Source organism: Chromohalobacter marismortui, assembly GCF_004364315.1.
Lineage (GTDB): Bacteria > Pseudomonadota > Gammaproteobacteria > Pseudomonadales > Halomonadaceae > Chromohalobacter > Chromohalobacter marismortui.
This window is the reverse complement of record NZ_SOBR01000003.1, coordinates 390,155-414,059: the sequence shown is the minus strand read 5'-3', so window position 1 is coordinate 414,059 and position 23,905 is coordinate 390,155. Positions and strand designations below refer to the sequence as shown.

Here is a 23,905-nt window from a genome sequence, read left to right as displayed (position 1 = left end):
GGCACTGCGTCGCTGCTATTTCAGGTGTGTGATAGCGTGGCGCTCGTTGCGCGTTTCAATAAAGCGCGGCGGCGAGCCCCAGGAATGCGACGAAGCCGACGACGTCGGTGATCGTCGTCAGCAGCACGCCTCCCGAAAGCGCTGGATCGATCTTGAGGCGCTTGAGCAGCACGGGAATCAGGGTGCCGGCCAGCGCGGCGACGGTGAGGTTGATGACCATCGCCAGGGCGATGATGCCGCCGAGTTTGTAGTCGTCGAAGCGCACGATGGCGACCAGCGCGACGATCACGGCCCAGAGCACACCGTTCATCATCCCCGAGAGCATTTCGCGGACCAGTAGCCACTGCACGTTGGCCCCGCCGACGTGTCCCAGGGCAATCCCACGAATCAGCACCGTTAGCGTCTGCGACCCGGCGATACCGCCCATGCTGGAGACGATGGGCATCAACACCGCCAGCGCGGTGATTTGCTGAATGGTCGATTCGAAGATGCCGATAGCGAACGATACGATGGTCGCCGCGATCAGGTTGATGCCCAGCCACACGGCGCGTCGACGCCCGGTGCGCCACGCCGGCGCGAAGGTGTCCTCGTCTTCATCGAGCCCGGCCATGCTCATGACCTGGTGTTCGGCATCCTCGCGAATCACGTCGACGACGTCGTCGATGGTGATACGCCCCAGCAAGGCGCCGTCAGTGCTTATCACCGGCGCAGAGATCAGGTCGAATTTCTCGAACAGGCTGGCGACTTCGGTGTCCGCGGCCGTGGCCTGCACCGAGGGGAAGTCGGTATTCATGACCTCGCGCACCAGGATCGAGGGATCGGAGACCAGCAACAAATTGAGCGGGAGCGTACCGATCAATTCATCGCGGCGGGTGACGACGAGTAGCGTATCGGTGGAGTCGGGCAGCTTTTCGTGTCGGCGTAGATAACGCAGCACCACGTCCAGGGTGATATCCGGGCGAATGGTGATGGTATCGGTGTTCATCAAGCCGCCCGCCGTGTCCTCGGGATAGGACAGTACGGTCTCGATGCGCTGGCGCTCCTGCGCCTCCATGGCTTGCAGAACTTCGTGAATGACCGTGTTGGGCAAACGTTGCAGCAAGTCGGCGAGGTCGTCGACGTCGAGCCCCTCGGTCGCCGAGACGAGCTGCTCGGCATCCATGCGGCTCAGAAACTCGCTTTGTATATCGTCGCCCAGATACTGCAGTACTTCGCCTTGCAGGTCGGGCTCGACCAGTTCCCAGAGCACATTGCGCTCACGCGGCGGTGTCGACTCTAGGAGATGCGCGACATCGACCGGCGCCAAGCCGCGATTGAGCATGCGGCGAGCCTGGTCCAGCGCACCACTTTCCAGGGCATCGCTGAGTCGGTCCAGGCGAGGTTGCAATTGCTTGTGATTGGGGCTCATGGGGAATCGGCATCCTTGGTCGATCCTAGGGCGAGATGCCATTCTAGCATCACGTCAGACAAGCACGAACACCGTTCGTTAATGCTGCAACGCTTAATGCTTCGATAGTGGCTGGTAGTCCTCATCGAGTGCCAGCCTTTTCAGTAGCCGATCGAATAGAAATGCTTCATCCCCCTTTAAGGAGCGTTGCAGACATTCCAGGAACTCGCGTTTTGAATACTTGAAGAATGTCGGTGCCTTATAGGCATCGAGATCGATGGCGTAAATGACATTGTCTCTGACCAAGAAGTTATCTGTGTGAAGGCCGCGGCAATGAATGTCGTGGTGATAATACGTTGCCAGTATATCGAGGTAACGCGCCTGCAAGTCGGGGGAATCGAGAATGCGCGTCTTGAGCGCAACGCCCCGAACGTTGCTGGTAACCAGATAGCGCTTTTTCGCTATGACGATCGACGGGGTGGCGATACCGAGTGTCTGCAGCTTGGCCGCAATCTTGGCGAAGTTGTGGCCAGGATGTGGGCGTATACCGAGTGAGTAACGCAGATGATCGATCAGTTTGGGCTGGAACGTCTTTATGAATGTATCGTCGTGCGGATCGTAATAAACCGTTGAGTACTTGCTTTGCTGGATGAATTGCATACCGTTTTCATGGCTCGGGGCGTCAAAGTGGGAGAAGGGTCACACATCTTCCTCGAAGCGTGACTCGAACAGGGCGGCGAGGGCCTCGAGCACGTCGTCGGCATCATCCCCCTCGGCCTGAATGTCGAGTTCGGTCCCGCAGGGAGCTGCCAGCATGAGCAGCGACATGATATTGGCGGCGTCTGCTTCACGTTGACCATGGAAAACGCTCACCCGCGAGGTGTAAGACTGGCAGCACTGGACGAGCTTGGTCGCGGCGCGTGCGTGGAGTCCCCGCTTGTTGATGAGCTGCAGCCTACGTTGCGGCATCGCCATTCTCCGGCAACGCCGCCTGTACCCCTAGTTCGCGATGGCGCAGACGCACCCCGCTCATTTGCGTCGCGAAATGCCGGGCCAGTCCTTCGATCAGGTAGACAGAGCGGTGCTGACCGCCGGTACAACCGATGGCCACGGTCAGGTAGCTGCGATGGGTGGCCACATAGGCGGGCAGCCAACGTTCCAGCCACTGACGGATGTCGTCGACCATGGCCCCGACGTCGGGATAGGCTTCGAGAAATGCGACGATTTGCGTATCGCGCCCATCGAATCCACGCAACTGAGGGTCCCAGTAGGGGTTGGGCAGGCAGCGGGCATCGAAGACCATGTCGGCATCCAGTGGGACGCCGTGTTTGTAGCCGAATGACTCGAACGTCAAGGTGAGATGTCGACCGCTATGGCGTGCCACCTGTTCGGCGATGCGGCCGCGCAGCTCATGCACCGATAGGTTGGAGGTGTCGATGACCAGATCGGCGATATCGCGAATCGAAGAGAGGTAGGACTGCTCCTGTTCGATGGCTTCGGCAAGCGTCATTTCACTGCTACGCGTCAGCGGGTGACGCCGCCGCGTTGCCGAGTATCGCTCCAGCAGGATGCGCGAGTCGGCGGTTAAATAGACCACCTGGCATTGAATGCCACGGGCGCGGATCTCCTCGAGCAGTACGGGAAAGCGTCTCAGCGCATCTGGAAGATTGCGTGCGTCGATACTGACCGCGATATGGGTACGTGACGGCGGTCCCTCACGCAACTCGTCGATCAGGGGTGCCATGAGACTGGCCGGCAGGTTATCGATCGCATAGTAACCGAGATCCTCGAGTGCTTGCAGGGCAATCGATTTGCCTGAGCCGGAACGGCCGCTGATGATCACAAGCTGCATGGGCGCCCCTTGATTTACGCGCGTATCAATTTGCGTTGGAGTCGTGCTGGCGGATGGCTTCGATCAAGGCATCGTAAAGCTGTCGCTGGGTCTGCGCCTGGCGAAGATTGGCGCGGATGCCGCTGTCATTCATGATGGCGGCAACTTGAGCGAGCAATGACAAGTGCGCGTCGTCGGCTTCTTCCGGTACCAGCAGGACGAATATCAGATCGACGGGATCGCCATCGGTGGCATCGAAGTCGATGGGTTCTTGAAGACGTAGAAAGCCGGCGATCGGCTCTTTGCAGTGGGGGTTGCGGGCATGCGGAATGGCGACACCATTACCGACGCCGGTACTGCCCAGGCGCTCTCGACCGATGAGACGCCCGAAGACTTCCTGGCTGTCGAGGCTTGGCGTGTTCTGTGCGATGAACGTGCTGAAAAACTCCAGCACACGCTTTTTGCTCCCCCCGGCGACGCCGAAGAGTGCTCGCTCGGGGGGTAGGATGCTTTCCAATGTCATGGCGGATTAACGGGCACCGGCGCCCTGAGCGCGTGCCTGCACCTTTTCCTTGTGTTTGACGAGTTGGCGATCGAGCTTGTCGGCTAGGGCATCAATAGCGGCGTACATATCGTCGCTTTGCGCATCGGCGTGAAGGTCCGCGCCTGCGACATGAAGCGTGCATGCGGCCAAGTGACGTTCTTTCTCGATGGATAACGTGACCTGGACGGTGGTGATGTTGTCATAGTGACGTTCCAGACGCGCGAGCTTTTCATTGACGTAGTCGCGTAGGGCATCGGTCAGTTCGATGTGGTGACCGGTGATATTGGCTTGCATGGCACGCTCCTATTCCATCGGTTGGCTCTTCGATTGTAACCCTTTTTAGAGCGCTGCATAGCCCTGAGCGAGCGCTGGCTGACGACGGCCGTGGCGAGTCTACGCAGCGTGGCAACTGTGCGCAACTCGCCCACTTTCAGGCGAGTCGCTTGCGCTCGCTGGAAGGGGGAATGCCCATTGCTTCGCGGTACTTGGCGACGGTGCGGCGTGCCACCTGGATGCCATCCTGGGCCAGCAGATCGACGAGTTTGCTATCGGACAAGGGTTTGCGCGGTGGCTCGTCACCGATCAGTTTCTTCAAGCGTGCACGAATCGCCGTGCTGGAGTGCGCGTCGGTTTCGCCTTGCCCACCGACGTGGCTGGAGAAGAAATACTTGAGCTCGAAGACACCGCGTGGCGTATGGATGAATTTCTGTGTCGTGACACGGGAAATGGTCGACTCGTGCATGTCCACGGCACTGGCGATATCGGCCAGAATCAGCGGTTTCATGGCTTCCTCGCCATGTTCGAGGAAGTCCAGTTGGCGTGCCATGATCTCCTGGCCCACACGCAGCAAGGTGTCGTTTCGGCTCGAGAGACTCTTGAGCAACCACTTGGCTTCCTGCAGGTGTTGCTTGAGGAAGGTGTTGTCGTCGCTCTTGTCGGCACGTTTGATGAGCGCGGCGTAATCCGGCTGGATGCGCACCCGAGGCAGCGCGTCGGGATTGAGCTCGATGCGCCAGTCGCCTCGAATGCGGCGTGCGATCAGATCGGGAATGACATAGTCGTTGCTGTTGTCCTCGAAGGCGAGGCCGGGGCGTGGATCGAGCGTGCGCACGAGTGCGATGACATGATCGAGCTCCTCGTCGTCGAGGCGCAGGCGTCGCTTGAGCAACTTGCGATCGTTGCCGGCCAGGGCGTCTAGAAACTGGCGCACCAGACGCTTGGCCTGAGTCAGCAGAGGCATGTCCTCGGGGAGGGCGCCGAGTTGAAGCAATAGGCATTCGCGTAGATCGCGAGCACCGACCCCGGTAGGATCGAACTGCTGCACGCGCATCATGACGTGCTCGACATCGCCGATCTTGAGCCCGGCGAGGCCTTGACCGCGAAGACCGTCGACCAGTTCGTCGAGCGAGAGCGTGAGGTAACCATCGGTGCCCACGGCATCGATCAGGCTCTCGGCGATGTCATGCTCGCGCGGGGTCATGTCCGCCATGGCGAGCTGCCAGGCCAGGTGGTCATGCAGGCTGGTATGCGCGACATTGCGCTCTATGTCGGGGCCTTCTTCGCTGCCACTGCCCTTACCCGACGGCGAGGCGCCGGCATCCTGATACGTGTCGCTCCATTCGCTATCCAGCGACAGGTTCTCGGGAATGTCGTCCGTCCAGTCATCTTCCTGCGGAGATTCGCTGACCTCGCGTTCGTCGAAGCTTTCCTCGAGTTCCAGCATGGGATTGGAGTCCAGCGCCTGCTGAATCTCCTGGCGCAAGTCCAGCGTCGACAACTGCAGGAGCTGGATGGCTTGCTGTAATTGAGGCGTCATCGTCAGCTGGGCGCCGACACGAAGCTGCAGCGTGGGTTTCATGGACATGGAGAATCGATCGTCGCTTCCTGAAACGGTGCCCGTACGTTATCCCGCAACGATGCCACTTGCAAGAATGGAAGCAACAACCATGCCATTTATATGAGCGATGAGCGATGCCAATAGCTTGCGCTTACAGTCGGAACTCATGCCCGAGATAGACGTCGCGTACTTTCTGGTTGGCCAGGATGGCGTCGGCATGCCCTTCGGCGATGATCTGCCCGTTGCCGACGATATAGGCGTTGTCACAGATGTCCAGGGTTTCACGCACGTTGTGGTCGGTGATCAAGACGCCGATATCGCGATCTCGTAGCTGGCGAATGATGCTCTTGATCTCGCCGACGGAAATTGGATCAACCCCGGCAAAGGGCTCGTCGAGCAGGATGAAAGCGGGTTCGGTGGCCAGCGCCCGAGCGATCTCCACGCGACGCCGTTCCCCCCCGGAGAGACTCATGCCGGGGTTGTCGCGGATGTGGGTGACATGAAACTCCTCGAGGAGGCGCTCGAGTTGCGCCTTGCGCGCGGCCTTGTCGAGATCGCGGCGCGTTTCGAGAATCGCCATGATGTTGTCGGCGACCGAGAGCTTGCGAAAGATCGAGGCTTCTTGGGGAAGGTAGCCGATGCCGGCGCGGGCACGTTCGTGCATGGCGGCGTGCGACAGGTTGCGTTCGTCGATATGCACGCTGCCGGCGTCGGCGCCGACCAGCCCGACGATCATGTAGAACGAGGTGGTCTTGCCGGCACCGTTGGGGCCGAGCAGGCCGACGATGCTGCCCTGGCGTATGGTCAGGCTGATGTCATGCACCACGCGGCGGCCCTTGTAGCTCTTTGCGAGGTTGGCGGCGCTCAGGGTCTTCATGGGTGTCGGATCCTGCCTGGCTTGGGTAGAAGAATCATGGCGATGTCACTGGTTATTGCGAGGCGTCAGCGTCATGCGCACGCGTTGATCGCCCTTGCCGTCATCGTCGGAGCGGGCATGCACCTGCTGGCGGTCGAGAAAATATTCGACATAGGCGCCATTGAAGGTGTCCCCGGCTTGATGAAGCTCGGCATTATCGATGAGTTCCACGCGCCGCTCGGCGGCATGGTAGATCACGGTATCGCCCCAGCCCTTGGCGACGGGTTCGTCGGGGGCGGGCTTCTGTTCGAGATAGGCGCGTTCACTATCACTACCATGGGCCGTGACGGTGGACACCTCGCCTTGCGCATTGCGTTCGATTTCTACGCGCACGGCGGTCAATTGCATGCTGCCTTGCTGCATGTCGACATCGCCGGTATAGACCGCGGTACCGGCCTGGTCGTCGAGATCCAGTCGGTCGGCGGCGATCTCGATGGGTTGATTGGCATCGCTTTCCAGTGCGAGCGCCGTGTGGCTGGCGAGTCCCAGCGCGGCGCAGACCAGTGCCGTCGTCAGTGGTCGTGTCATCATGATTCGTCCTCGGCAAGCTGTGGGTGGTGGCCTCGCACATCACCGCTGAGACGTGCTTGATCGGTGTCGATCCAGGCATCGAAGCGATTGCCGCGCACGCGTTGCTCATGCTGCCGCAACACGGCCTCGCTGTCACTCCAGGCGTGGCCATCGCTGGATTGGTAATGCAGTACGTCGGTGTTGAGACGCCAGCCCTGCTCGGGTTGCACGAGTTGGGCGTTGCCGGTCAGGGTGAGCAGATCGCGCTGCGGCCCGAGGCGTCCCTTGTCGCCTGTAATATTCCATTGGCGGCCTGCTTCGTCACGTATCGTGGCGTCCGGTGACGTGGCGCGAATGACATCGTCGGCAGGCGTGTGCACGAGGCGTGGCGATGTCAGTGTTTGGTGAGCAATGCCTTGCTTATTGAAGCGCGTCATGGTGACGCCTTCGAGGTAATAATCCGGCTCACCGGCAGAGTCGCTAGGGACGGGGCCTGGCGACGGCGTGTTGCGCTGTTCGACGATCGCCAAGCCTATGCCGAGCACGATGAGGACCAGCAACAGCGCGATGCGTGTCCATTTACGAGAAGAGAAGAAAGTCGGCATGGTGGGGCTCACTCTAGATCGTCAAGGTACGGTGCCAGGCTGGCGTCCCAGCGTCCCTGGCAGGTCAGCAAGGCGTCACAGATGTCGCGTACCGCGCCTTGACCGCCTGGACGCGAAGGGATCCAGTCAGCGTACTCGCGCACATAGGCCGGTGCGTTGCTCACGCTCAGGCCGAGCCCCGCAGCGCGAATCGCGGCCAGATCCGGTAAGTCATCACCGCAGTAGGCGACTGATGCCAGCGGTAGGGCGAGTTGTTCGCATAGGGCATTGAGCGCCACGAGTTTATCCTCGCGGCCTTGCAAGACGTGGGCGATGCCCAGTGCCTCGGCGCGTCGGCTGACCATGGGGGATTCGCGCCCGGTGATCAATGCCACGTCGACACCGCCTTGCTGCAGTAGCTTGATGCCGAGGCCGTCGAGAATGTTGAAGCTTTTGGTTTCCTGTCCATCGCTGTGAAAGTGCAGCGTGCCATCGGTGAGGACGCCGTCTACATCCAGCGCCAGTAAACGGATGCGCCGTGCCTTTTCATGCCAATTGGCGGAGTGCGTCATAGGGGGCCTCAAATGACACCGCTGGCCAGTAGGTCGTGCATATGCAACGCTCCGACCGGGCGGCCTTCGTCGTCGACCACGGCGAGTGCCGTGATGCGGTTGTCTTCCATGATTTTGACGGCCTCGGCGGCGAGCAGCGACGGCCGAATGGTTTTGCCGCCATGCGTCATGACGTCATCGACACGCAGATGGTGCAGGTCGTCGTGACGGTCGAGGGTGCGCCGCAGGTCACCATCGGTGTAGATGCCGGCCAGGTGACCGGTTTCATCGATGACGCAGGTAAAGCCGAGTCCCTGGCGAGTGATTTCCAGCAAGGCATCGCGTAGCGGACTGCCCAGCGCGACACGCGGCAGGCGTTCGCCGTGATGCATGAGGTCTTCGACCTTGAGCAGTAGGCGTCGCCCCAGGCTACCGCCGGGATGCGACAAGGCAAAATCCTCTGCGGTGAAGCCACGTGCCTCCAGCAATGCGACTGCCAAGGCATCGCCCATGGCCAGCGCGGCGGTCGTCGATGTGGTCGGTGCGAGATCGAGTGGGCACGCCTCCCGGGCGACGGCGGTGTCCAGATGCGCTTCGGCGTGACATGCCAGGCTTGAGCCGGGGCGCCCGGTCATGCTGACCAGGGGCGTTCCCATGCGTTTCAGAAGGGGTAACAGTGCCGTGACTTCGGCGGTTTCACCTGAGTTGGAGAGCGCCAGCACCACGTCTCGCGAGGTGATCATGCCCAGGTCGCCGTGGCTGGCCTCGCCGGGATGGACGAAAAAAGCCGGTGTGCCGGTGCTGGCAAGCGTGGCGGCGATCTTGCGGGCGATATGCCCGGATTTGCCCATGCCGGTGACGACGACGCGGCCCTCGCATTGCAGCAGCAACTGGCAGGCATGGTCGAAGGCGGCATCGAGGCGTTCGATCAATGCAGCGATGGCGTGTGATTCGAGTGTCAGCGTGCGTCGCGCGCTGGCTCGATAATCTTGCTCGGTAACGGTGTTCATGATGGTGATTGTTGCCCTTCGCGGCCTTGGGCTCAAGCCTCGCCGATGCCCGGTGAGCGGCGAGTCAATTGGGGCGCTCATTAAACGCACTCGACGAGCGTGTTGCAAGGCGAGGCTGGCGGTGATCGCTAGAGTTAGGATACGATGTTCGATAATTATCGAGACGTGGGTGAACGTTACGTGACTGACACGACCCTGGTCGATGTCGAGGGATTGCATTTCTCGCGTGGCGAGAATGATATCTTTCGTGGCGTCGACCTGAGTATTCCCAAAGGCAAGATTACCGCGATCATGGGCCCCAGTGGTACGGGTAAGACCACGCTGCTCAAATTGATCGGTGGGCAGTTGGTGCCGGATGCCGGGCGTGTGTGCATCGACGGAGAAGATGTGCATCGACTGTCCCGTCGTGCGTTGTTTCGCATGCGTCGGCGCATGGGCATGCTGTTCCAGAGTGGCGCGCTGTTTTCGGACTTGAGCGTTTTCGAGAATGTGGCGTTTCCGCTACGTGTGCACACCGATCTGCCGGAAGCCATGGTGCGGGATATCGTGCTGATGAAGCTGCAAGCGGTAGGCTTGCGCGGCGCGCGCAGTTTGTCGCCGGCGGAGCTCTCCGGCGGCATGGCCCGGCGTGTGGCGCTGGCACGTGCCGTGGCGCTCGACCCCGAGCTGGTGCTCTACGATGAACCTTTCGTCGGCCAGGATCCGATTTCCATGGGCGTGCTGGTGCAGTTGGTCAAGACGGTCAATCAAGCGCTGGGGCTGACGGCGGTCATCGTGTCGCACGATATCAAGGAAACGCTGTCCATCGCGGATTACGTGTATATCATCGCCGATGGCCAGGTCATGGCGCACGGCACGCCGCAGACGCTGGATGTCGATAGTGACGCGCGCGTCAAGCAATTCGTGCATGGCGAGCCCGATGGCCCGGTGCCGTTTCATTATCCGGCGCCTGATTTTTATCGCGATATTCTGGCCGTCAAGGGGGGAGGGCGATGATTCGGTCTATCATGTCGCTCGGCCGGGGGACGCTCGAGACATTGAGCGCATTGGGCCGGGCGGCGATGTTCCTGGTGCAGGCAGCGTTGGCCGTTCCCTCGCGTGAGGGGTGGCATCTCTGGTTGAGACAAATGCATTTCATCGGCGTCATGTCGCTGGCGATCGTGCTGGTCTCGGGGCTTTTCATCGGCATGGTGCTGGGCTTGCAGGGCTTCACTATTCTGGTCGGTTTCGGTGCGGAGGATGCGCTCGGGCAGATGGTAGCCTTGTCGCTGTTGCGAGAGTTGGGCCCGGTGGTCACGGCATTGCTGTTCGCGGGGCGTGCCGGGTCGGCATTGACCGCCGAGATCGGTTTGATGAAGGCGACCGAACAATTGACCAGCATGGAGATGATCGGTGTCGATCCCTTGCGGCGCATCGTGGCGCCACGCCTGTGGGCCGGCTTCGTTTCGATGCCGCTGCTGGCCGTGGGCTTCAGTGTCGTCGGTATCTGGGGCGGGTATCTGGTCGGCGTTCAGTGGCTGGGTGTATTCGACGGTTCCTATTGGAGCAACATGCAGAGCAACGTCACGTTCGTCGACGACATTCTCAACGGCATGCTCAAGAGCGTGGTGTTTGGCCTCGTGGTCACCTGGATCGCGGTTTTTCAGGGCTATGATTTGACCCCCACGTCGGAAGGTATCTCGCGGGCCACGACCCGTACGGTGGTCTATTCCTCCCTGGCGGTGCTCGGACTGGATTTCGTGCTGACCGCGCTGATGTTTGGAGAACTCGGATGAAGCGCAGCAAGATGATGGAACTCGGCGTGGGGCTGTTCGTCCTGGCCGGCATTCTGGGCATGGTGTTTCTCGGCCTGCGGGTCAGCGGCCTCGGTTTCGGCATGCCGCAAGATACGTACACGCTGCAGGCCAATTTCGCCAATGTGGGAGGGCTCAAGTCGGGCTCTCGGGTGGCCATGGCCGGTGTGACGGTCGGTCGGGTGAGTGGTATACGCCTTGATCCGAAGTGGCTCGATGCCCAGGTCACCATGGAGATCGACGAGAATCTCGAAGGCAAGATTCCGCGGGACAGCACGGCATCGATTCTCACGTCGGGACTGCTGGGCGAGCAGTATGTCGGCTTGAGCGTGGGGGGCTCCCCCGACATGCTCAAGGATGGCGATACTATTCGCGATACACAGCAGGCGTTGGTGCTGGAAGAATTGATCCAACAGTTCGTGTCGAACATGTCAGGCAATTGAGCCGAGGAGGCTTCAGGATGATGGGTTCAAAGCAATGCGCAGCCTTGCGTTTCAAGTACCTTTGTATATTGCTGTTGGCATGCTTGTGGTGCGTTACGCTGACGGCGCAGGCCCAGCAGGATCCGCAGCAACTGATCGAGGATAACGTCGCCGCGTTAATGAAAAAGCTGGAAGGGCGCAAGGATTATTACGCTAAGCACGAGGAAGAGCTCGAGTCGCTGGTCGACGCGAGCCTCGACGATGTTGCCGACTTCCATTACATCGCCGCTAGCGTGATGGGACGTTACTTCCGTATTGCAACGCCCGAGCAACGCTCGCGCTTCGTGGGTGTGTTCCGTGACACGCTCATCGATACCTATGCACAGGGACTCGTGACGTTCGACTATCGCGACATACGCGTTCTTGAAGGCAGCGATGAGCGGCGTTACGAAAACCAGGCCAGCGTTAAAATGGAAGTGGTTTCTACCAATGGCGAGGTGTACCCGGTCGAGTACACGTTACACAAGCGTGAAGGGGCGTGGCGTGTGATCAATGTCATTGTCAATGGCATCAACCTGGGGCTGACGTTCCGCAATCAGTTCGATCAGGCCATGCGTGACAATAATCGCGACATCGATGCGGTCATCGATGGTTGGGCACCTCAAGTGGCGACCGACGAGCTCGAGGCTGGTGGCAGCGATCAATGACTGTCTTGCTCGAACGCGCCGACGCCCGACTCGAAGTGTGCAATGAGCGGACACTGAAAGTCGACGGCGAAGCGGATTTCGACAGCGCCGCCTCGCTGGCGGCCAAAGGCCGGGAATGGTTGCTAGGCTTGCCGCGTGACACCGAGGTCGAGTTTGACCTGACCGGTGTCGATTGCGCCAGCAGTGCCGTGCTCAGTGTCCTGCTCGAGTGGCTGCGCAGCGCGCAGGCGCATGATATCCATATCCGTCACGTGACGCTGTCGCCACCCTTGGTACGTTTGACGACCATGGCGGAGTTGGGCCCCTTGCTGCCCGACCATGAAGCACGAGCGCCTTCACGAGCGTCATGACAGGCATGGGCGTGCCCCTCAACGCGCCAGTGTACAAAGCGGACGTCGCCAACGGCGTCCGTTTTCTTTATCATGCCCGTTCGAAATCCCGACTTGATAACGCACCCGCGCAGGTTATGCGTGCCGTGCCGTAGAACAGGAGTCAGCGCCCCATGCAACCCAGCGACGTCAAGGCCCTACTCGAATCGCGCATCGAAGATTGCCAGTTTTATATTCAAGGTGAGGGCTGTAACTTCCAGGTGGTCGCCGTCGGCGATGTCTTTGACGGCCTGTCTCCCGTCAAGCGTCAACAGATGATCTATTCGGCGTTGTCCGATGAAATCGCCAGTGGTGCCTTGCATGCCATCAGCATCAAGACCTACACCCCGTCTCAGTGGGAGACAGCTCCTGAAAACGTGGGCGTCTAAGCACGGAATTCCATGGACAAATTGATCATTACCGGGAATGGGCCGCTCGACGGTGAAGTCTGGGCGAGCGGGGCGAAAAATTCTGCCTTGCCGATTCTGGCGGCGACCCTGTTGGCCGACGAGCCGGTGACTATTGGCAACTTGCCGCATTTACAGGATATAACCACCACGCTCGAGCTGCTCGGACGCATGGGCGTCGAGCCGGTGATGGGCGACAAGATGAGCATCCAGCTCGATGGCTCCCAGGTGACGCATTGCCATGCGCCTTACGAGCTGGTGAAGAAGATGCGTGCGTCGATCCTCGTGCTCGGCCCTTTGCTGGCGCACTTCGGCACGGCCGATGTGTCCTTGCCGGGGGGCTGCGCGATCGGCTCACGCCCGGTCGATTTGCACTTGCGCGGCCTCGAGGCCATGGGCGCCGAGATTCATGTCGACGGCGGTTATGTCCAAGCGCGCTGTGCCGGTCGCTTGAAAGGGGCCACGATCTTCTTCGATACCGTGACCGTGACCGGGACCGAGAACCTGCTGATGGCCGCGACGCTGGCCGAGGGCACCACCGTGCTCGAGAATGCGGCGCGTGAGCCGGAAGTGGTGGACCTGGCCGAGTGCCTGATTGCCATGGGGGCCAGGATCCGTGGTCACGGATCGGATACGATCGTGGTCGAGGGCGTGCCGCGCCTGCACGGATGCCATTACGATGTGATGCCGGATCGTATCGAAACGGGCACCTTCCTGGTAGCGGCCGCGGCGACCAGCGGCCATGTTCGAATCCGCAATACACGTGCCGATACGTTGGAATCCGTGCTCGCCAAACTCGATGAGGCCGGTGCCCGCGTCGAGGTCGGCGATGGCTGGCTGGAGCTCGACATGCGCGGACGGCGCCCACGTGCCGTCAATGTGCGCACGGCGCCCTATCCAGCGTTTCCCACCGACATGCAGGCTCAGTTCGTCGCACTCAATTGCATTGCCCAAGGCTCGGGCACCGTCGTGGAGACGATTTTCGAAAATCGCTTCATGCATGTGCAAGAGCTCAACCGCATGGGGGCGCGGATAGCGCTGGAAGGCAACGCCGCGATGATTACCGGCGTCGAGCGTCTCTCCGGTGCGCCGGTCATGGCCACCGACCTGCGGGCATCGGCGAGCTTGGTGGTCGCGGCGATGATGGCCGAAGGCGAAACGCAGGTGGATCGTATCTACCATATCGATCGCGGTTACGAGTGCATCGAAGAGAAGTTGCAACTGCTTGGTGCCAAGATCCGTCGCGTGCCGGGCTGAGTGGCGGTTTCATTCTCGCGTTCCGCCATGGTGGAACGCCAAGTTCAATAGACGTGCCAACATCATGTCAAAGCAACTGATTCTGGCCCTGTCCAAAGGGCGCATACTGGAAGAAACGCTCCCGCTGTTGGCCGATGCAGGCATCGAACCGGCGGACGACTTCGGCAAGAGCCGCAAGTTGCTGTTCGATACCAACCTGCCCGATGTCAAGCTCGTGGTGATCCGCGCGGTCGATGTACCCACGTACGTGCAGCTCGGTGCCGCCGATGTCGGTGTGGCCGGCAAGGATACCTTGCTCGAGCACGGCGCCGAGGGGTTGTATGAGCCTCTGGATCTGGAGATATCGCGTTGCAAGTTGATGACCGCCGGTGTCGTCGGGGCGCAACCCAAGCATGCGCGGCGACGCGTGGCCACCAAGTTCGTCAATGTGGCGCGTCGATACTATGCCCAGCAGGGCATCCAGGCCGAAGTGATCAAGCTCTATGGCGCCATGGAGCTGGCGCCCTTGATGAATCTGGCCGACGAGATCGTCGATATCGTCGATACTGGCAATACGCTGCGTGCCAATGGCATGGAACCGCGTGAGTTGATCGATGACGTCAGCTCACGACTGGTGGTCAACAAGGCGTCGATGACCATGAAGCATGATCGGCTCAAGCCATTGATCGAGCGTCTAGGCCATGCGGTCGCGGTGCGGCGTGGCGAGACTCAGGCGTAAGAACACGAGAGGGCAAGATGACTGACAATGCCGTGAACGTAGCGCGCTTGAGCACTACTCAAGCCGATTTCGATACGCGCCTGGATGCGCTGTTGGCGTGGGAAGGTGTCTCCGACAAGCAGGTAGCCGAGCGTGTCGAAGAGATCATCGATGCCGTGCGCTCGCGAGGCGACGCCGCGGTGGTGGAGTACACCAATCGTCTGGATCGCATGCAGGCGCGCGACATCGGCGAATTGACGCTGGGTGCAGCGCGGCTGCAGCAGGCCTACGAGAGCTTGCCGGACGCGCAGCGTGAGGCCCTGACGCACGCCGCCGAGCGCATTCGGCTCTATCATCAGCGCCAGAAACCTGAGTCCTGGCAGTACACCGAGGCCGATGGCAGTGTGCTGGGCCAGAAGGTCACGCCGCTGGATCGTGCCGGCATCTATGTGCCGGGCGGCAAGGCAGCCTACCCCTCATCAGTGCTGATGAATGCCATTCCCGCGCACGTGGCCGGCGTGCGTGAAATCGTCATGGTGGTGCCCACGCCGGATGGCGTACTCAATGAGCTCGTGTTGGCTGCTGCTCACCTGGCCGGTGTCGATTACGTCTTTACCGTGGGAGGCGCCCAGGCCGTGGCGGCGCTGGCGTATGGCACCGAGAGCATCCCGCGCGTCGACAAGGTGGTCGGGCCCGGCAATATCTATGTGGCCACGGCCAAGCGCGCGGTTTTCGGTCAAGTGGGCATCGACATGATCGCCGGGCCTTCCGAAATTCTGGTGGTGACCGATGGCGAGACCGATCCCGAATGGTTGGCCCTGGACCTGTTTTCGCAGGCCGAGCACGATGAGGATGCACAGGCGATTCTCGTGGGCTGGGACGCGACCCACCTGGATGCGGTTCAAGCCGCGATCGAGCGTTTGCTGCCTACCATGGAACGCGAGGCGATCATTCGCGAGTCGTTGGCGTCACGCGGGGCCTTGATCCAATGTCGCGATCGCGATGAGGTGCTGACGATCGTCAACCGCATTGCGCCCGAGCATCTCGAACTGTCGGTTGGCGATCCCGAGTCTATGGCCGCGGGAGTACGTCACGCTGGCGCCATCTTCATGGGTCGCTATACGGCGGAAGCATTGGGTGACTACTGTGCCGGTCCCAACCATGTCCTGCCGACCTCGGGTACCGCACGCTTTTCCTCTCCCTTGGGGGTCTACGACTTTCAGAAGCGCTCATCGCTGATTCACTGCTCGGCGCAGGGGGCGGCCACATTGGGACGCACGGCGTCTGTGCTCGCGCGCGGCGAGTCGTTGACGGCGCATGCGCGTTCGGCGGAAAGTCGTTTGAAATAGATCAGAGTGCGTGCTTTTGAGCGGGGTTAGCTGCGTCTTCAACTTGCCCCGCCGGTATATCCGATGGGGCTATTGTGTGTTGCGTGAGGCGCCTGTCTGAGGTGAGGTGCTTTTACCGGATGACGCCGGCTGCGCAGGAGTGGGCTGTGGACGTTCTCCCACGGTAAGCGTGACGTGTTGTTTTTTCCCACCGCGCACGATCGTGATGGGCAGCTTGGTACCCGGCGAGATTTCTGCAATGTCGGCCATGGTTTCGCGCGCGTCGACGATGGTCTTGCCATCGAGAGAAAGCAGAATGTCGCCGGGTTGTAAGTTGGCCTTGTCGCCGGGACCGCCGGGTACCACGCTGACGATGACCACCCCTTTGAGCGTTTTGAGGCCGAATGAGGCGGCTAGCGTCGGTGTCATCGCTTGCACATCGATGCCCAGCCAGCCGCGAATGACACGCCCATGCGCGACGATCTGGTTGAGCACCTTGTGGGCCAGGTTGGCGGGAATGGCGAAGCCGATGCCTTGCGAGCCTCCCGAACGTGAGAAAATGGCGGTATTGATGCCGACCAGGGCGCCCTTGGCATTGACCAGGGCGCCGCCGGAGTTGCCTGGATTGATCGCCGCATCCGTTTGAATGAAGTCTTCATAGGCATTCAGTCCGAGATGATCACGCCCGGTGGCACTGATGATTCCCATGGTGACGGTCTGGCCCATGCCGAAGGGGTTGCCGATCGCCAAGGCGACATCGCCAATCGCCACTTTTTCGGAGTCGCTGAGCTTGATGACGGGCAAGTCCTCGGCCGGAATCTTGAGGACCGCGAGATCGCTTTCGGGGTCGGTGCCGACGACTTTGGCAAGCGTTTCCCGGCCATCGCGGAGGGCGACCTGTATCTCATCGGCATTGCGAATGACGTGATTGTTGGTGAGTACATACCCTTTGGGGCTGACAATGACGCCAGAGCCTAGGCTGGATAGCATGCGCTGGCGTTGGGGCATGTCCTTGCCGAAGAATTGCTCGAAGAAGGGGTCGGACATCAACGGATGATTGCTACGTTCTATGATGCGGGATGAATAAACGTTGACGACGGCGGGGGCGGCTTTATCGACTGCGTTGGCGTAGCTCGTCGGGCCTTGGGACCGGTTCAAGGGTGCCGCTTCGATGACCTCCGGGGCGTGTTCGGCAGTGTCGGTATGCTCGGCGATGGCGCGTACGGCACCGGTATCGGGGATGAGGGCGGCGGCATCGTCGGTGGTGCGCTCGCCTAGCAACCGGGGGAAGGCGTTGAGCAGCACGATGGCGAGCAATATGCCACTGATGATGGGCCAGATAAGCGACATCAGCGAGCGACGCATGTACGATTCCTCGTTGGCAAGCGGGTAGTCGCTGCCCCGTCGGGCAGCCGTTACAATGGCGCCGAGTGTAACATTGCATCCCTAGCCTGTCTGGAGCCGCGCATGAGTGCTCGACAAGAACTGATCGCCGCGATCGAGTCCGAACTGGAGCCCGGCGATTTCAAGGACTACACCCTCAATGGCCTGCAAGTGGAGGGGCGTGACTCCGTGTCACGCGTGTTGAGTGGCGTCACCGCCAATCAGGCGCTGCTCGATGAAGCCGTGGCCTGGAACGCCGACCTCGTGCTCGTTCATCATGGCTATTTCTGGAAGAATGAACCGGTGGCGATCACGGGCATGAAGCGCCGTCGCCTGGCGACGTTGATGGCCCATGACATCAACCTGGCGGCATACCATTTGCCGTTGGATGCGCATGCGACCCTGGGCAACAACGCGCAGCTTGCTGAGCGTCTCGACCTCACGCCGCTAGGCTGTCTCGACGGCGCGCTCGGGCGGGGGCTCTTATGGTATGGGGACATGCCAACGTCGATGGCACATGACGCCTTTGCAGAGCATGTCGAGCGCCGGTTGGGGCGTGCTCCGCTGGTCGTTGCAGGTCATGCTCGGCCGATCGCACGCGTGGCGTGGTGTACCGGTGGGGCTCAGGATATGTTGCCGTTGGCGGCCGAGGCGGGTGTCGATGCGTTCGTCTCGGGAGAAATCTCGGAGCGCACGACCCATATGGCGCGCGAGATGGGCGTCAGCTACGTCGCGGCCGGTCATCACGCCACCGAGCGCGATGGCGTTCGGGCCCTGGGAGATTGGCTGGCGTCGCGTTTCGCGATCACGCACCGTTTTGTCGATATCGACAACCCCGCCTGAACGTTTCCGGAAAGAAAAAGCGCCGACCACTCTGAAAGCGGTCGGCGCCCGTGTCGGGTGATGGGGGAGGCATCGAGCAGGGCGGATGCCCGAGAGCAGGTCAGTAACGCGGAGGCGCCTCTTCTTCGGTGACGCGCTGCTTGCGTGGCTCGAGGCCATAATCTTCCGAAAGCGTGCCTTTCGTGCCTTCGGCATAATCGCGCGGCATCTGGGGAGGGTCGGATTCATTCTCCTGCGCTTCGTCCGCCTGGCGGGGGTGTAAGCGGCGTTTGAGCTGCAGATCGTCGACGAGGCGGTCGGCACCTTGCGATAGCTCTTGTTCGAGCTCATGGCTCTGGCGCTGAATGCTGGTGACCAAATCGGACGCCTTGGCGAAGTGGTCGTTCAGGGCATCCTTCACTTGACTGAGCTCCAGTTCCGCTTCTGCCAGACGTTGTCGCACCTTCTGATTGCGCGCCACATTGGCATTCAGCAGGTGGTACCCGAGGGCACCGATACCGATGCCCGCCAGAAAGCACGCGATGGCCAGAATCCAGTCGATGTTGCTCTCGTTCACAATGCTCTCCTTGGTCGTCACGGGGCATGCGGTATGCAATGCGTTGGCATATTGGTATCGAGCCATTATATCGATGTCTTGGCGCGGCGGGTCAAACCCAAAAGGGCTGCGCCACACGGCGTGAGTCCATGCAAGCGTCGTGATGACGCGTATAATGGCAGCTTTCATCGATCAGTCGAGGTGTAGTTCGACCCCATGAGTGCCACCATGCCGCCGTCTGCGGGCGCACGCACGCCCTTGGAAAAATATCGTCAGGATTTGCAGCGCGACGATTTTCAATATGATCCCGGCCAGGAAGAAGCCGTCAAGCACTTGCAACGGCTCTATGACGAGTTGGTCAGCGCGCCAAGACAAACGTCGAATGGCCCGTCGGCAAGTGGCGATGGTCTCAAGTCCAAGGTCGCCAAGTTGTTTGCCAAGAAGTCTGCCCCCTCTCCCTTCGATGCGCCGCCGGCGGTGCTGGGATTGTATTTCTGGGGAGGGGTAGGGCGTGGCAAGACCTATTTGGTGGATACGTTTTACGAGACCCTGCCGTTTGCCGACAAGATGCGCACGCATTTCCATCGCTTCATGCAGCGTGTGCACAATGAGTTGACGCATTACAAGGGCGAGAAGAACCCGCTGACGCTGATCGCGGCCAAGTTTGCCTCCGAAGCCAGGGTGATTTGTCTCGATGAGTTCTTCGTCAAGGACATTACCGATGCGATGATCCTCGCTAACCTGCTCGAGGCGTTGTTTGCCCAGGGAGTGGTGCTGGTCACGACGTCCAATATCGTGCCCGACGACCTCTACAAGAATGGTCTGCAGCGTGCCCGTTTCATTCCCGCCATCGATCTGCTCAAGCGGCACTGCGAGGTGGTCAATGTCGATTCGGGGGTCGATTATCGGTTGCGCGCATTGGAGCAAGTGAACATCTTCTATCATCCGCTGGGTGAGAGCGCCGACCGTGCGCTGGACGACAGCTTTCATGCCATTGCGGGCGCCGAAGGCGAGAGGGACGCCGAGATCCACGTCAATCACCGTGTCCTGCAGCCTCGTCGGCTACATGAAGATGTCGTATGGTTCGAGTTCGAGACACTCTGCGATGGGCCTCGCAGTCAGAACGATTACATCGAGTTGTCACGGGAATTCCATACCGTGCTCGTTTCCAATGTGCCGCAGATGAGTGGGGCGACGGAAGATCTGGCGCGGCGTTTCATCAACCTGGTCGACGAGTTCTACGATCGCGGTGTCAAGCTGCTCCTCTCCGCCGAGGTCGCCATCGAATCGCTTTACACCCATGGCCAGCTGGAGTTCGAATTCGAGCGGACGTTGTCTCGCTTGCAGGAAATGCAATCCAAGGAGTACCTGGCATTGCCGCACAAGCCGTGAGGATGGCCGTTAAGCGCAAAATCGTGCTTTGTGGTCGGAGAAACGTCATGTACAATGCGCGCTCGCTCTAACGTTGTCCGTCTTGCGGGACGAGGCAACCAAGAAAAATAGGGATTGGCTGATCACGCCCTTAATGCGCGTGACGTCCACACAAGCAATTGGTGATTCACCCATGAAGACGTTCAGTGCTAAGCCACAGTCCGTCACACGCGACTGGTATGTCGTCGATGCGACTGACAAGACGCTCGGCCGCCTGGCCACCGAAATCTCTCGCCGCTTGCGTGGCAAGCACAAGCCGGAGTACACCCCTCACGTCGATACCGGCGACTACATCGTCGTCGTCAACGCCGAAAAGGTGCGTGTCACCGGCAACAAGGCGCAAGCCAAGAATTACTACCGTCATACCGGCTATCCGGGCGGTCTGCGCTCCATGTCCTTCGAGAAGTTGATCGATCACGCGCCGGAGCGCGTCATCGAAAGCGCGGTCAAGGGTATGCTGCCGAAAGGTCCGCTGGGCCGCGCCATGTATTCCAAGCTCAAGGTGTATGCCGGTGCCGAGCACCCGCACGCCGCGCAGCAGCCGCTTGAACTGAACCTCTAAGGGATTCTTCGCCATGACACAGCAGTATTACGGTACCGGGCGCCGCAAGACTTCCACAGCTCGGGTTTTTTTGAAGCCGGGCACCGGCAAAATCGCCGTCAACAACCGTGAGTTGCACGACTATTTCGGTCGTGTCACCGGTGAGATGGTGGTGCGCCAGCCGTTCGAATTGACTGAGACCACAGGCCAGTTCGACGTTTATGTCACCGTGAGCGGTGGCGGTGGCTCTGCGCAGGCAGGGGCGATTCGTCACGGCATCACGCGTGCCTTGCTCGCCTACAATGAAGACTTCCGCCGTCCGCTGCGCGATGCAGGCTACGTGACGCGCGACGCCCGTCAGGTCGAGCGTAAGAAGATCGGTCTGCGCAAGGCGCGTCGCCGTCCGCAGTTCTCCAAGCGTTAAAGACGCAGCGTTTCGCACCCGTCGGTGTGCAATGCGCAAAGGCCCGGGCTCATTGTCCGGGCCTTTTTGCTTGGCGCGCGCGATAGTGATTCGCTGGTATGGGGCACGACCTCATGCATCCAGTTGGCAGCCAATGCCTGGCGATGGGTGGCATTCGTGCGCCTGATTAACGTGTTATCATCCAGGTTCGAACTGAAGCGAGGAATGTTTCATGGGTGTAGTGGCCAAGCGGTCGTCGATGACCTTTTATTCCGGTAGCGATGATCATTATAGCCATCGCGTGCGTATCGTGTTGGCAGAAAAGGGGGTGGCCGTCGATTTCATTGAGGTCAATGACGACAACCATCCCGAAGAGCTTGCCGATCTTAACCCGTACAATAGCGTGCCGACCCTCCTGGATCGTGACCTGGTGCTCTATGAGTCCAAGGTCATGATGGAGTACTTGGACGAGCGTTTTCCGCATCCGCCGCTGTTGCCTGTCTATCCCGTGGCGCGTGCTCAGAGTCGCCTGTGGATGCACCGCATCGAGCGCGAGTGGTGCCCGTTGGTCGAAACGATCCAGCAGGGCAGCAAGAAAGATGCCGAGAAGGCGCGCAAGGAGTTGCGTGAGAGTATCACGGGTATTTCACCGATCTTCGAAGACATGCCTTTTTTCATGAGCGACGAGTTTTCGCTGGTAGATTGCTGTATTGCGCCGATTCTATGGCGACTACCGGCGCTTGGCGTCGAGCTGCCGGAAAAGCAAGTCAAGCCGCTGATGAATTACATGGAGCGCCTCTTCAGTCGTGATGCCTTCAAGGCATCTCTGCTGGAGGCTGAAAAGGAAATGCGCACTTAGGCGTTGCCGCGCCATGAGCGCAGCGCTTATGAAGCGTCGCCGCGAACCGAAAGAGGAAGTGTTCTATGCTTTCCAGTCGCCCGTACCTGGCCCGCGCACTTTACGAGTGGTTGCTGGACAACGAGCATACGCCGTATATCGTTGTCGATGCCGAGCGTGAAGGTGTAAGCGTGCCCAGGCAGTATGTTCAGAATGGTCAAATTGTCCTCAACGTCTCGCCTTCTGCGGTGCGTGACCTGAGTATCGAGAACGCTGCCGTGACCTTTGGGGCGCGCTTCTCTGGTCAGCCGATGCAGGTCATCGTGCCCATGGAGGCGCTGATTGCCTTGTACGCACGCGAAAACGGTGTCGGCATGGTCTTTGGTCATGAGCCGGTCATGCCGGACAGCGAGGCGCATGACGAGGCTTCTCAGGAGGCAGGCGAAGAGCGTCCAGCCTTGGAAAGCGTGGAGGCGAGTGACGAAGAGGAAGCCCGGGGCGAAAGTGAAGACGCTCCGCGTGACAAGGGGCGCCCGTCACTGCGAGTAGTGAAGTGACAAAGCAAACGCAGGGCCTGTGGCCCTGCTGGATGCTCGATGTTCAATCGAGATATTCGAAGACCTTGACGATTCGTTGAATCCCGCCTATTTGCGAGACGATATCGACCACGATATCGGACTCCCGGTGTGTCACCATCCCCATCAGATAGGTCGTGCTGTTCTCGGTGGTGACCTGAATCCGGCTGGCGTCGATGCGTTCGTCGGTGGCCAGGTTCGCCTTGACGCGCCCGGTGAGCCAAAGATCGGTCATGCGCTGGCCAATCGGCGAGTTGGCGGCGACTTGCAGTTCGTTGTGGACGATGCGCACCCGTCTGACCCGCTCCGCAATATTGCCGGCCTTTTGCTTGAGCTCTTCACTGGCCACTTGGCCGGTGAGAAGCACTATGCCGTTGTAGCTGTCGATGTTGATATGCGCGTCGCGAAATCGTGCGTCGGTCCGCACCAGGTTGCTGGCGATCTTGTCTTGTATGTTTTCATCTTCCACCTGCATGCCGGGCGTGCGTTTACCGTAGTTCTCCCCGCCTTGGTCATCAGTGGCGGGAGAGGCGCAGCCGGTCAGCACCAGTGTGATGCCGAGAAGAAGAGGGAGAATGGCCTGACGTATCATGACGAATTCCTTATTCGATGCTGCCGAACAGCTGTTGATCGATGAGATCGCACAGACAGTGTATTGCAAGCAAGTGCACTTCCTGTATGCGGGCCGTGGATGTCGAGGGAACACGAATTTCGCAGTCGTCCTGACCGAGAAGTGATGCCATGTCGCCGCCATCACGCCCTGTAAGCGCGATGATATGCATATCGCGGTCGTGAGCAGCCTGAATCGCTTGTACGACATTGGCGGAATTGCCACTGGTTGAAATCGCCAGCAGGACATCGCCGGGCTGCCCCAGAGCGCGGATCTGCTTGGAAAAGACCTCGTTGTAGCTGTAGTCGTTGGCAATCGACGTGAGTGTCGATGTATCGGTGGTCAGCGCCAGGGCGGGTAGGCTTGGGCGTTCACGCTCGAAACGGTTGAGCAGCTCGGAAGAAAAATGCTGGCTGTCACCAGCGCTTCCGCCGTTGCCACAGGCGAGAATCTTGCCGTCACTGACGAGACACTGAACCATCATCTGGCTGGCGACCTCGATGAAAGGCGGAAGAACCTCACTGGCGTAGGTCTTGGCGTCGATGCTGGCGTTGAAATGGCCGAGTATGCGTGATTGGAAATCCATGGATAGAGGCC

At 60.2% G+C, this 23,905-nt stretch carries 31 protein-coding genes; 15 read left to right on the top strand and 16 right to left on the bottom strand.

Annotated elements, in window-relative coordinates:
- Nucleotides 1-55: 55 nt before the first annotated feature.
- The 12 genes from mgtE to C8E00_RS08495 all read right to left on the bottom strand — a co-directional run bounded on the left by mgtE (nucleotide 56) and on the right by C8E00_RS08495 (nucleotide 9,170).
- Nucleotides 56-1,408 (bottom strand): magnesium transporter, encoded by a 1,353-nt coding sequence (gene mgtE, locus C8E00_RS08550; RefSeq protein ID WP_133696904.1) that lies wholly within the window; start codon nucleotides 1,406-1,408, stop codon nucleotides 56-58.
- Between the two features lie 93 nt (nucleotides 1,409-1,501).
- Complete coding sequence (locus C8E00_RS08545) at nucleotides 1,502-2,047, bottom strand: BUD32 family EKC/KEOPS complex subunit (protein WP_133696902.1); 546 nt, start codon at nucleotides 2,045-2,047, stop codon at nucleotides 1,502-1,504.
- Between the two features lie 39 nt (nucleotides 2,048-2,086).
- Nucleotides 2,087-2,356: an HPr family phosphocarrier protein gene (locus C8E00_RS08540; protein ID WP_133696899.1), complete on the bottom strand. Its 270-nt coding sequence runs from the start codon at nucleotides 2,354-2,356 to the stop codon at nucleotides 2,087-2,089.
- A complete protein-coding gene (gene rapZ / locus C8E00_RS08535) occupies nucleotides 2,343-3,239 on the bottom strand; it encodes an RNase adapter RapZ (protein WP_133696897.1) in 897 nt (298 codons plus the stop codon). Before rapZ ends, C8E00_RS08540 begins: the two co-directional genes overlap by 14 nt.
- Nucleotides 3,240-3,264: 25 nt before the next feature.
- Nucleotides 3,265-3,741, bottom strand: coding sequence for a PTS IIA-like nitrogen regulatory protein PtsN (gene ptsN, locus C8E00_RS08530; RefSeq protein ID WP_133696895.1), 477 nt, complete (start codon nucleotides 3,739-3,741; stop codon nucleotides 3,265-3,267).
- 6 nt (nucleotides 3,742-3,747) lie between these two features.
- Nucleotides 3,748-4,056, bottom strand: a complete 309-nt coding sequence (hpf, locus tag C8E00_RS08525; protein WP_133696892.1) for a ribosome hibernation-promoting factor, HPF/YfiA family — start codon at nucleotides 4,054-4,056, stop codon at nucleotides 3,748-3,750.
- A gap of 136 nt (nucleotides 4,057-4,192) precedes the next feature.
- Nucleotides 4,193-5,626 (bottom strand): RNA polymerase factor sigma-54, encoded by a 1,434-nt coding sequence (locus tag C8E00_RS08520; RefSeq protein ID WP_133696890.1) that lies wholly within the window; start codon nucleotides 5,624-5,626, stop codon nucleotides 4,193-4,195.
- A gap of 124 nt (nucleotides 5,627-5,750) precedes the next feature.
- The gene (gene lptB / locus C8E00_RS08515; protein ID WP_133696888.1) at nucleotides 5,751-6,476 is read right to left on the bottom strand and encodes an LPS export ABC transporter ATP-binding protein; all 726 of its coding nucleotides are present in this window, start codon (nucleotides 6,474-6,476) and stop codon (nucleotides 5,751-5,753) included.
- A gap of 45 nt (nucleotides 6,477-6,521) precedes the next feature.
- Nucleotides 6,522-7,046: a lipopolysaccharide transport periplasmic protein LptA gene (lptA, locus tag C8E00_RS08510; protein ID WP_133696885.1), complete on the bottom strand. Its 525-nt coding sequence runs from the start codon at nucleotides 7,044-7,046 to the stop codon at nucleotides 6,522-6,524.
- Entirely contained in the window at nucleotides 7,043-7,630 is a 588-nt protein-coding gene (lptC, locus tag C8E00_RS08505; RefSeq protein ID WP_133696883.1) for an LPS export ABC transporter periplasmic protein LptC, read from the bottom strand. Before lptC ends, lptA begins: the two co-directional genes overlap by 4 nt.
- An 8-nt stretch (nucleotides 7,631-7,638) precedes the next feature.
- Complete coding sequence (locus C8E00_RS08500; protein ID WP_133696881.1) at nucleotides 7,639-8,181, bottom strand: KdsC family phosphatase; 543 nt, start codon at nucleotides 8,179-8,181, stop codon at nucleotides 7,639-7,641.
- Nucleotides 8,182-8,189: 8 nt separating this feature from the next.
- Nucleotides 8,190-9,170 carry a KpsF/GutQ family sugar-phosphate isomerase gene (locus C8E00_RS08495; RefSeq protein WP_133696879.1) on the bottom strand — a complete coding sequence of 327 codons (981 nt, stop codon included), beginning with the start codon at nucleotides 9,168-9,170 and terminating at the stop codon, nucleotides 8,190-8,192.
- 144 nt (nucleotides 9,171-9,314) lie between these two features.
- On the opposite strand from C8E00_RS08495, the gene C8E00_RS08490 reads away from it, so the two are divergent.
- The 9 genes from C8E00_RS08490 to hisD all read left to right on the top strand — a co-directional run bounded on the left by C8E00_RS08490 (nucleotide 9,315) and on the right by hisD (nucleotide 16,170).
- Nucleotides 9,315-10,166, top strand: a complete 852-nt coding sequence (locus C8E00_RS08490) for an ATP-binding cassette domain-containing protein (RefSeq protein WP_133696877.1) — start codon at nucleotides 9,315-9,317, stop codon at nucleotides 10,164-10,166.
- Nucleotides 10,163-10,945 carry a lipid asymmetry maintenance ABC transporter permease subunit MlaE gene (gene mlaE, locus C8E00_RS08485; protein WP_133696875.1) on the top strand — a complete coding sequence of 261 codons (783 nt, stop codon included), beginning with the start codon at nucleotides 10,163-10,165 and terminating at the stop codon, nucleotides 10,943-10,945. The genes C8E00_RS08490 and mlaE overlap by 4 nt, the downstream gene beginning before the upstream one ends.
- Complete coding sequence (mlaD, locus tag C8E00_RS08480) at nucleotides 10,942-11,406, top strand: outer membrane lipid asymmetry maintenance protein MlaD (RefSeq protein ID WP_133696873.1); 465 nt, start codon at nucleotides 10,942-10,944, stop codon at nucleotides 11,404-11,406. Before mlaE ends, mlaD begins: the two co-directional genes overlap by 4 nt.
- A 17-nt stretch (nucleotides 11,407-11,423) precedes the next feature.
- Nucleotides 11,424-12,092, top strand: a complete 669-nt coding sequence (locus C8E00_RS08475; RefSeq protein WP_424948543.1) for an MlaC/ttg2D family ABC transporter substrate-binding protein — start codon at nucleotides 11,424-11,426, stop codon at nucleotides 12,090-12,092.
- Entirely contained in the window at nucleotides 12,089-12,442 is a 354-nt protein-coding gene (locus C8E00_RS08470) for an STAS domain-containing protein (RefSeq protein ID WP_133696870.1), read from the top strand. Before C8E00_RS08475 ends, C8E00_RS08470 begins: the two co-directional genes overlap by 4 nt.
- Nucleotides 12,443-12,594: 152 nt before the next feature.
- Nucleotides 12,595-12,849, top strand: coding sequence for a BolA family protein (locus C8E00_RS08465; RefSeq protein ID WP_133696868.1), 255 nt, complete (start codon nucleotides 12,595-12,597; stop codon nucleotides 12,847-12,849).
- Between the two features lie 12 nt (nucleotides 12,850-12,861).
- Nucleotides 12,862-14,124 (top strand): UDP-N-acetylglucosamine 1-carboxyvinyltransferase, encoded by a 1,263-nt coding sequence (gene murA / locus C8E00_RS08460; RefSeq protein ID WP_133696865.1) that lies wholly within the window; start codon nucleotides 12,862-12,864, stop codon nucleotides 14,122-14,124.
- Nucleotides 14,125-14,188: 64 nt separating this feature from the next.
- Complete coding sequence (gene hisG / locus C8E00_RS08455; protein WP_133696863.1) at nucleotides 14,189-14,842, top strand: ATP phosphoribosyltransferase; 654 nt, start codon at nucleotides 14,189-14,191, stop codon at nucleotides 14,840-14,842.
- Between the two features lie 17 nt (nucleotides 14,843-14,859).
- Nucleotides 14,860-16,170: a histidinol dehydrogenase gene (gene hisD, locus C8E00_RS08450; protein WP_133696860.1), complete on the top strand. Its 1,311-nt coding sequence runs from the start codon at nucleotides 14,860-14,862 to the stop codon at nucleotides 16,168-16,170.
- A gap of 69 nt (nucleotides 16,171-16,239) precedes the next feature.
- Here the strand turns inward: hisD and C8E00_RS08445 are convergent, their stop codons facing one another.
- A complete protein-coding gene (locus tag C8E00_RS08445) occupies nucleotides 16,240-17,514 on the bottom strand; it encodes a Do family serine endopeptidase (RefSeq protein WP_133696858.1) in 1,275 nt (424 codons plus the stop codon).
- Nucleotides 17,515-17,616: 102 nt separating this feature from the next.
- Between C8E00_RS08445 and C8E00_RS08440 the strand changes: the two genes are divergently transcribed.
- Nucleotides 17,617-18,375: a Nif3-like dinuclear metal center hexameric protein gene (locus tag C8E00_RS08440; protein ID WP_133696856.1), complete on the top strand. Its 759-nt coding sequence runs from the start codon at nucleotides 17,617-17,619 to the stop codon at nucleotides 18,373-18,375.
- Nucleotides 18,376-18,475: 100 nt separating this feature from the next.
- On the opposite strand, the gene C8E00_RS08435 is transcribed toward C8E00_RS08440, so the two are convergent.
- Complete coding sequence (locus C8E00_RS08435; protein WP_133696853.1) at nucleotides 18,476-18,931, bottom strand: Z-ring associated ZapG family protein; 456 nt, start codon at nucleotides 18,929-18,931, stop codon at nucleotides 18,476-18,478.
- Between the two features lie 195 nt (nucleotides 18,932-19,126).
- Between C8E00_RS08435 and zapE the strand changes: the two genes are divergently transcribed.
- The 5 genes from zapE to C8E00_RS08410 all read left to right on the top strand — a co-directional run bounded on the left by zapE (nucleotide 19,127) and on the right by C8E00_RS08410 (nucleotide 22,680).
- Nucleotides 19,127-20,302 (top strand): cell division protein ZapE, encoded by a 1,176-nt coding sequence (gene zapE, locus C8E00_RS08430; RefSeq protein WP_133696851.1) that lies wholly within the window; start codon nucleotides 19,127-19,129, stop codon nucleotides 20,300-20,302.
- Between the two features lie 172 nt (nucleotides 20,303-20,474).
- Entirely contained in the window at nucleotides 20,475-20,903 is a 429-nt protein-coding gene (rplM, locus tag C8E00_RS08425; RefSeq protein WP_133696848.1) for a 50S ribosomal protein L13, read from the top strand.
- 13 nt (nucleotides 20,904-20,916) lie between these two features.
- The gene (rpsI, locus tag C8E00_RS08420; RefSeq protein WP_133696846.1) at nucleotides 20,917-21,306 is read left to right on the top strand and encodes a 30S ribosomal protein S9; all 390 of its coding nucleotides are present in this window, start codon (nucleotides 20,917-20,919) and stop codon (nucleotides 21,304-21,306) included.
- 211 nt (nucleotides 21,307-21,517) lie between these two features.
- A complete protein-coding gene (sspA, locus tag C8E00_RS08415; RefSeq protein WP_133696843.1) occupies nucleotides 21,518-22,144 on the top strand; it encodes a stringent starvation protein SspA in 627 nt (208 codons plus the stop codon).
- A gap of 65 nt (nucleotides 22,145-22,209) precedes the next feature.
- On the top strand, nucleotides 22,210-22,680 hold the full coding sequence (locus tag C8E00_RS08410; RefSeq protein ID WP_133696841.1) for a ClpXP protease specificity-enhancing factor: 471 nt from the start codon (nucleotides 22,210-22,212) through the stop codon (nucleotides 22,678-22,680).
- A gap of 43 nt (nucleotides 22,681-22,723) precedes the next feature.
- Here the strand turns inward: C8E00_RS08410 and C8E00_RS08405 are convergent, their stop codons facing one another.
- Both C8E00_RS08405 and C8E00_RS08400 read right to left on the bottom strand, forming a co-directional pair.
- Nucleotides 22,724-23,290 (bottom strand): BON domain-containing protein, encoded by a 567-nt coding sequence (locus C8E00_RS08405; RefSeq protein WP_133696839.1) that lies wholly within the window; start codon nucleotides 23,288-23,290, stop codon nucleotides 22,724-22,726.
- Nucleotides 23,291-23,300: 10 nt separating this feature from the next.
- The gene (locus C8E00_RS08400) at nucleotides 23,301-23,894 is read right to left on the bottom strand and encodes a phosphoheptose isomerase (RefSeq protein ID WP_133696837.1); all 594 of its coding nucleotides are present in this window, start codon (nucleotides 23,892-23,894) and stop codon (nucleotides 23,301-23,303) included.
- Between the last annotated feature and the right edge of the window lie 11 nt (nucleotides 23,895-23,905).

Bases quoted from the DNA above. Each gene is read 5' to 3' on its own strand.
- hisG (WP_133696863.1), top strand. From the start codon at position 14,189: ATGTCAAAGCAACTGATTCTGGCCCTGTCCAAAGGGCGCATACTGGAA.
- C8E00_RS08445 (WP_133696858.1), bottom strand. From the start codon at position 17,514: ATGCGTCGCTCGCTGATGTCGCTTATCTGGCCCATCATCAGTGGCATA.
- C8E00_RS08400 (WP_133696837.1), bottom strand. From the start codon at position 23,894: ATGGATTTCCAATCACGCATACTCGGCCATTTCAACGCCAGCATCGAC.
- mlaD (WP_133696873.1), top strand. From the start codon at position 10,942: ATGAAGCGCAGCAAGATGATGGAACTCGGCGTGGGGCTGTTCGTCCTG.
- C8E00_RS08495 (WP_133696879.1), bottom strand. From the start codon at position 9,170: ATGAACACCGTTACCGAGCAAGATTATCGAGCCAGCGCGCGACGCACG.
- ptsN (WP_133696895.1), bottom strand. From the start codon at position 3,741: ATGACATTGGAAAGCATCCTACCCCCCGAGCGAGCACTCTTCGGCGTC.
- C8E00_RS08545 (WP_133696902.1), bottom strand. From the start codon at position 2,047: ATGCAATTCATCCAGCAAAGCAAGTACTCAACGGTTTATTACGATCCG.
- C8E00_RS08500 (WP_133696881.1), bottom strand. From the start codon at position 8,181: ATGACGCACTCCGCCAATTGGCATGAAAAGGCACGGCGCATCCGTTTA.
- zapE (WP_133696851.1), top strand. From the start codon at position 19,127: ATGAGTGCCACCATGCCGCCGTCTGCGGGCGCACGCACGCCCTTGGAA.
- C8E00_RS08470 (WP_133696870.1), top strand. From the start codon at position 12,089: ATGACTGTCTTGCTCGAACGCGCCGACGCCCGACTCGAAGTGTGCAAT.
- rplM (WP_133696848.1), top strand. From the start codon at position 20,475: ATGAAGACGTTCAGTGCTAAGCCACAGTCCGTCACACGCGACTGGTAT.
- C8E00_RS08490 (WP_133696877.1), top strand. From the start codon at position 9,315: ATGTTCGATAATTATCGAGACGTGGGTGAACGTTACGTGACTGACACG.
- sspA (WP_133696843.1), top strand. From the start codon at position 21,518: ATGGGTGTAGTGGCCAAGCGGTCGTCGATGACCTTTTATTCCGGTAGC.
- C8E00_RS08405 (WP_133696839.1), bottom strand. From the start codon at position 23,290: ATGATACGTCAGGCCATTCTCCCTCTTCTTCTCGGCATCACACTGGTG.
- mlaE (WP_133696875.1), top strand. From the start codon at position 10,163: ATGATTCGGTCTATCATGTCGCTCGGCCGGGGGACGCTCGAGACATTG.
- C8E00_RS08540 (WP_133696899.1), bottom strand. From the start codon at position 2,356: ATGCCGCAACGTAGGCTGCAGCTCATCAACAAGCGGGGACTCCACGCA.
- lptA (WP_133696885.1), bottom strand. From the start codon at position 7,046: ATGATGACACGACCACTGACGACGGCACTGGTCTGCGCCGCGCTGGGA.
- rpsI (WP_133696846.1), top strand. From the start codon at position 20,917: ATGACACAGCAGTATTACGGTACCGGGCGCCGCAAGACTTCCACAGCT.
- C8E00_RS08410 (WP_133696841.1), top strand. From the start codon at position 22,210: ATGCTTTCCAGTCGCCCGTACCTGGCCCGCGCACTTTACGAGTGGTTG.
- C8E00_RS08520 (WP_133696890.1), bottom strand. From the start codon at position 5,626: ATGTCCATGAAACCCACGCTGCAGCTTCGTGTCGGCGCCCAGCTGACG.
- C8E00_RS08440 (WP_133696856.1), top strand. From the start codon at position 17,617: ATGAGTGCTCGACAAGAACTGATCGCCGCGATCGAGTCCGAACTGGAG.
- murA (WP_133696865.1), top strand. From the start codon at position 12,862: ATGGACAAATTGATCATTACCGGGAATGGGCCGCTCGACGGTGAAGTC.
- hisD (WP_133696860.1), top strand. From the start codon at position 14,860: ATGACTGACAATGCCGTGAACGTAGCGCGCTTGAGCACTACTCAAGCC.
- C8E00_RS08465 (WP_133696868.1), top strand. From the start codon at position 12,595: ATGCAACCCAGCGACGTCAAGGCCCTACTCGAATCGCGCATCGAAGAT.
- hpf (WP_133696892.1), bottom strand. From the start codon at position 4,056: ATGCAAGCCAATATCACCGGTCACCACATCGAACTGACCGATGCCCTA.
- mgtE (WP_133696904.1), bottom strand. From the start codon at position 1,408: ATGAGCCCCAATCACAAGCAATTGCAACCTCGCCTGGACCGACTCAGC.
- C8E00_RS08475 (WP_424948543.1), top strand. From the start codon at position 11,424: ATGATGGGTTCAAAGCAATGCGCAGCCTTGCGTTTCAAGTACCTTTGT.
- lptB (WP_133696888.1), bottom strand. From the start codon at position 6,476: ATGAAGACCCTGAGCGCCGCCAACCTCGCAAAGAGCTACAAGGGCCGC.
- lptC (WP_133696883.1), bottom strand. From the start codon at position 7,630: ATGCCGACTTTCTTCTCTTCTCGTAAATGGACACGCATCGCGCTGTTG.
- rapZ (WP_133696897.1), bottom strand. From the start codon at position 3,239: ATGCAGCTTGTGATCATCAGCGGCCGTTCCGGCTCAGGCAAATCGATT.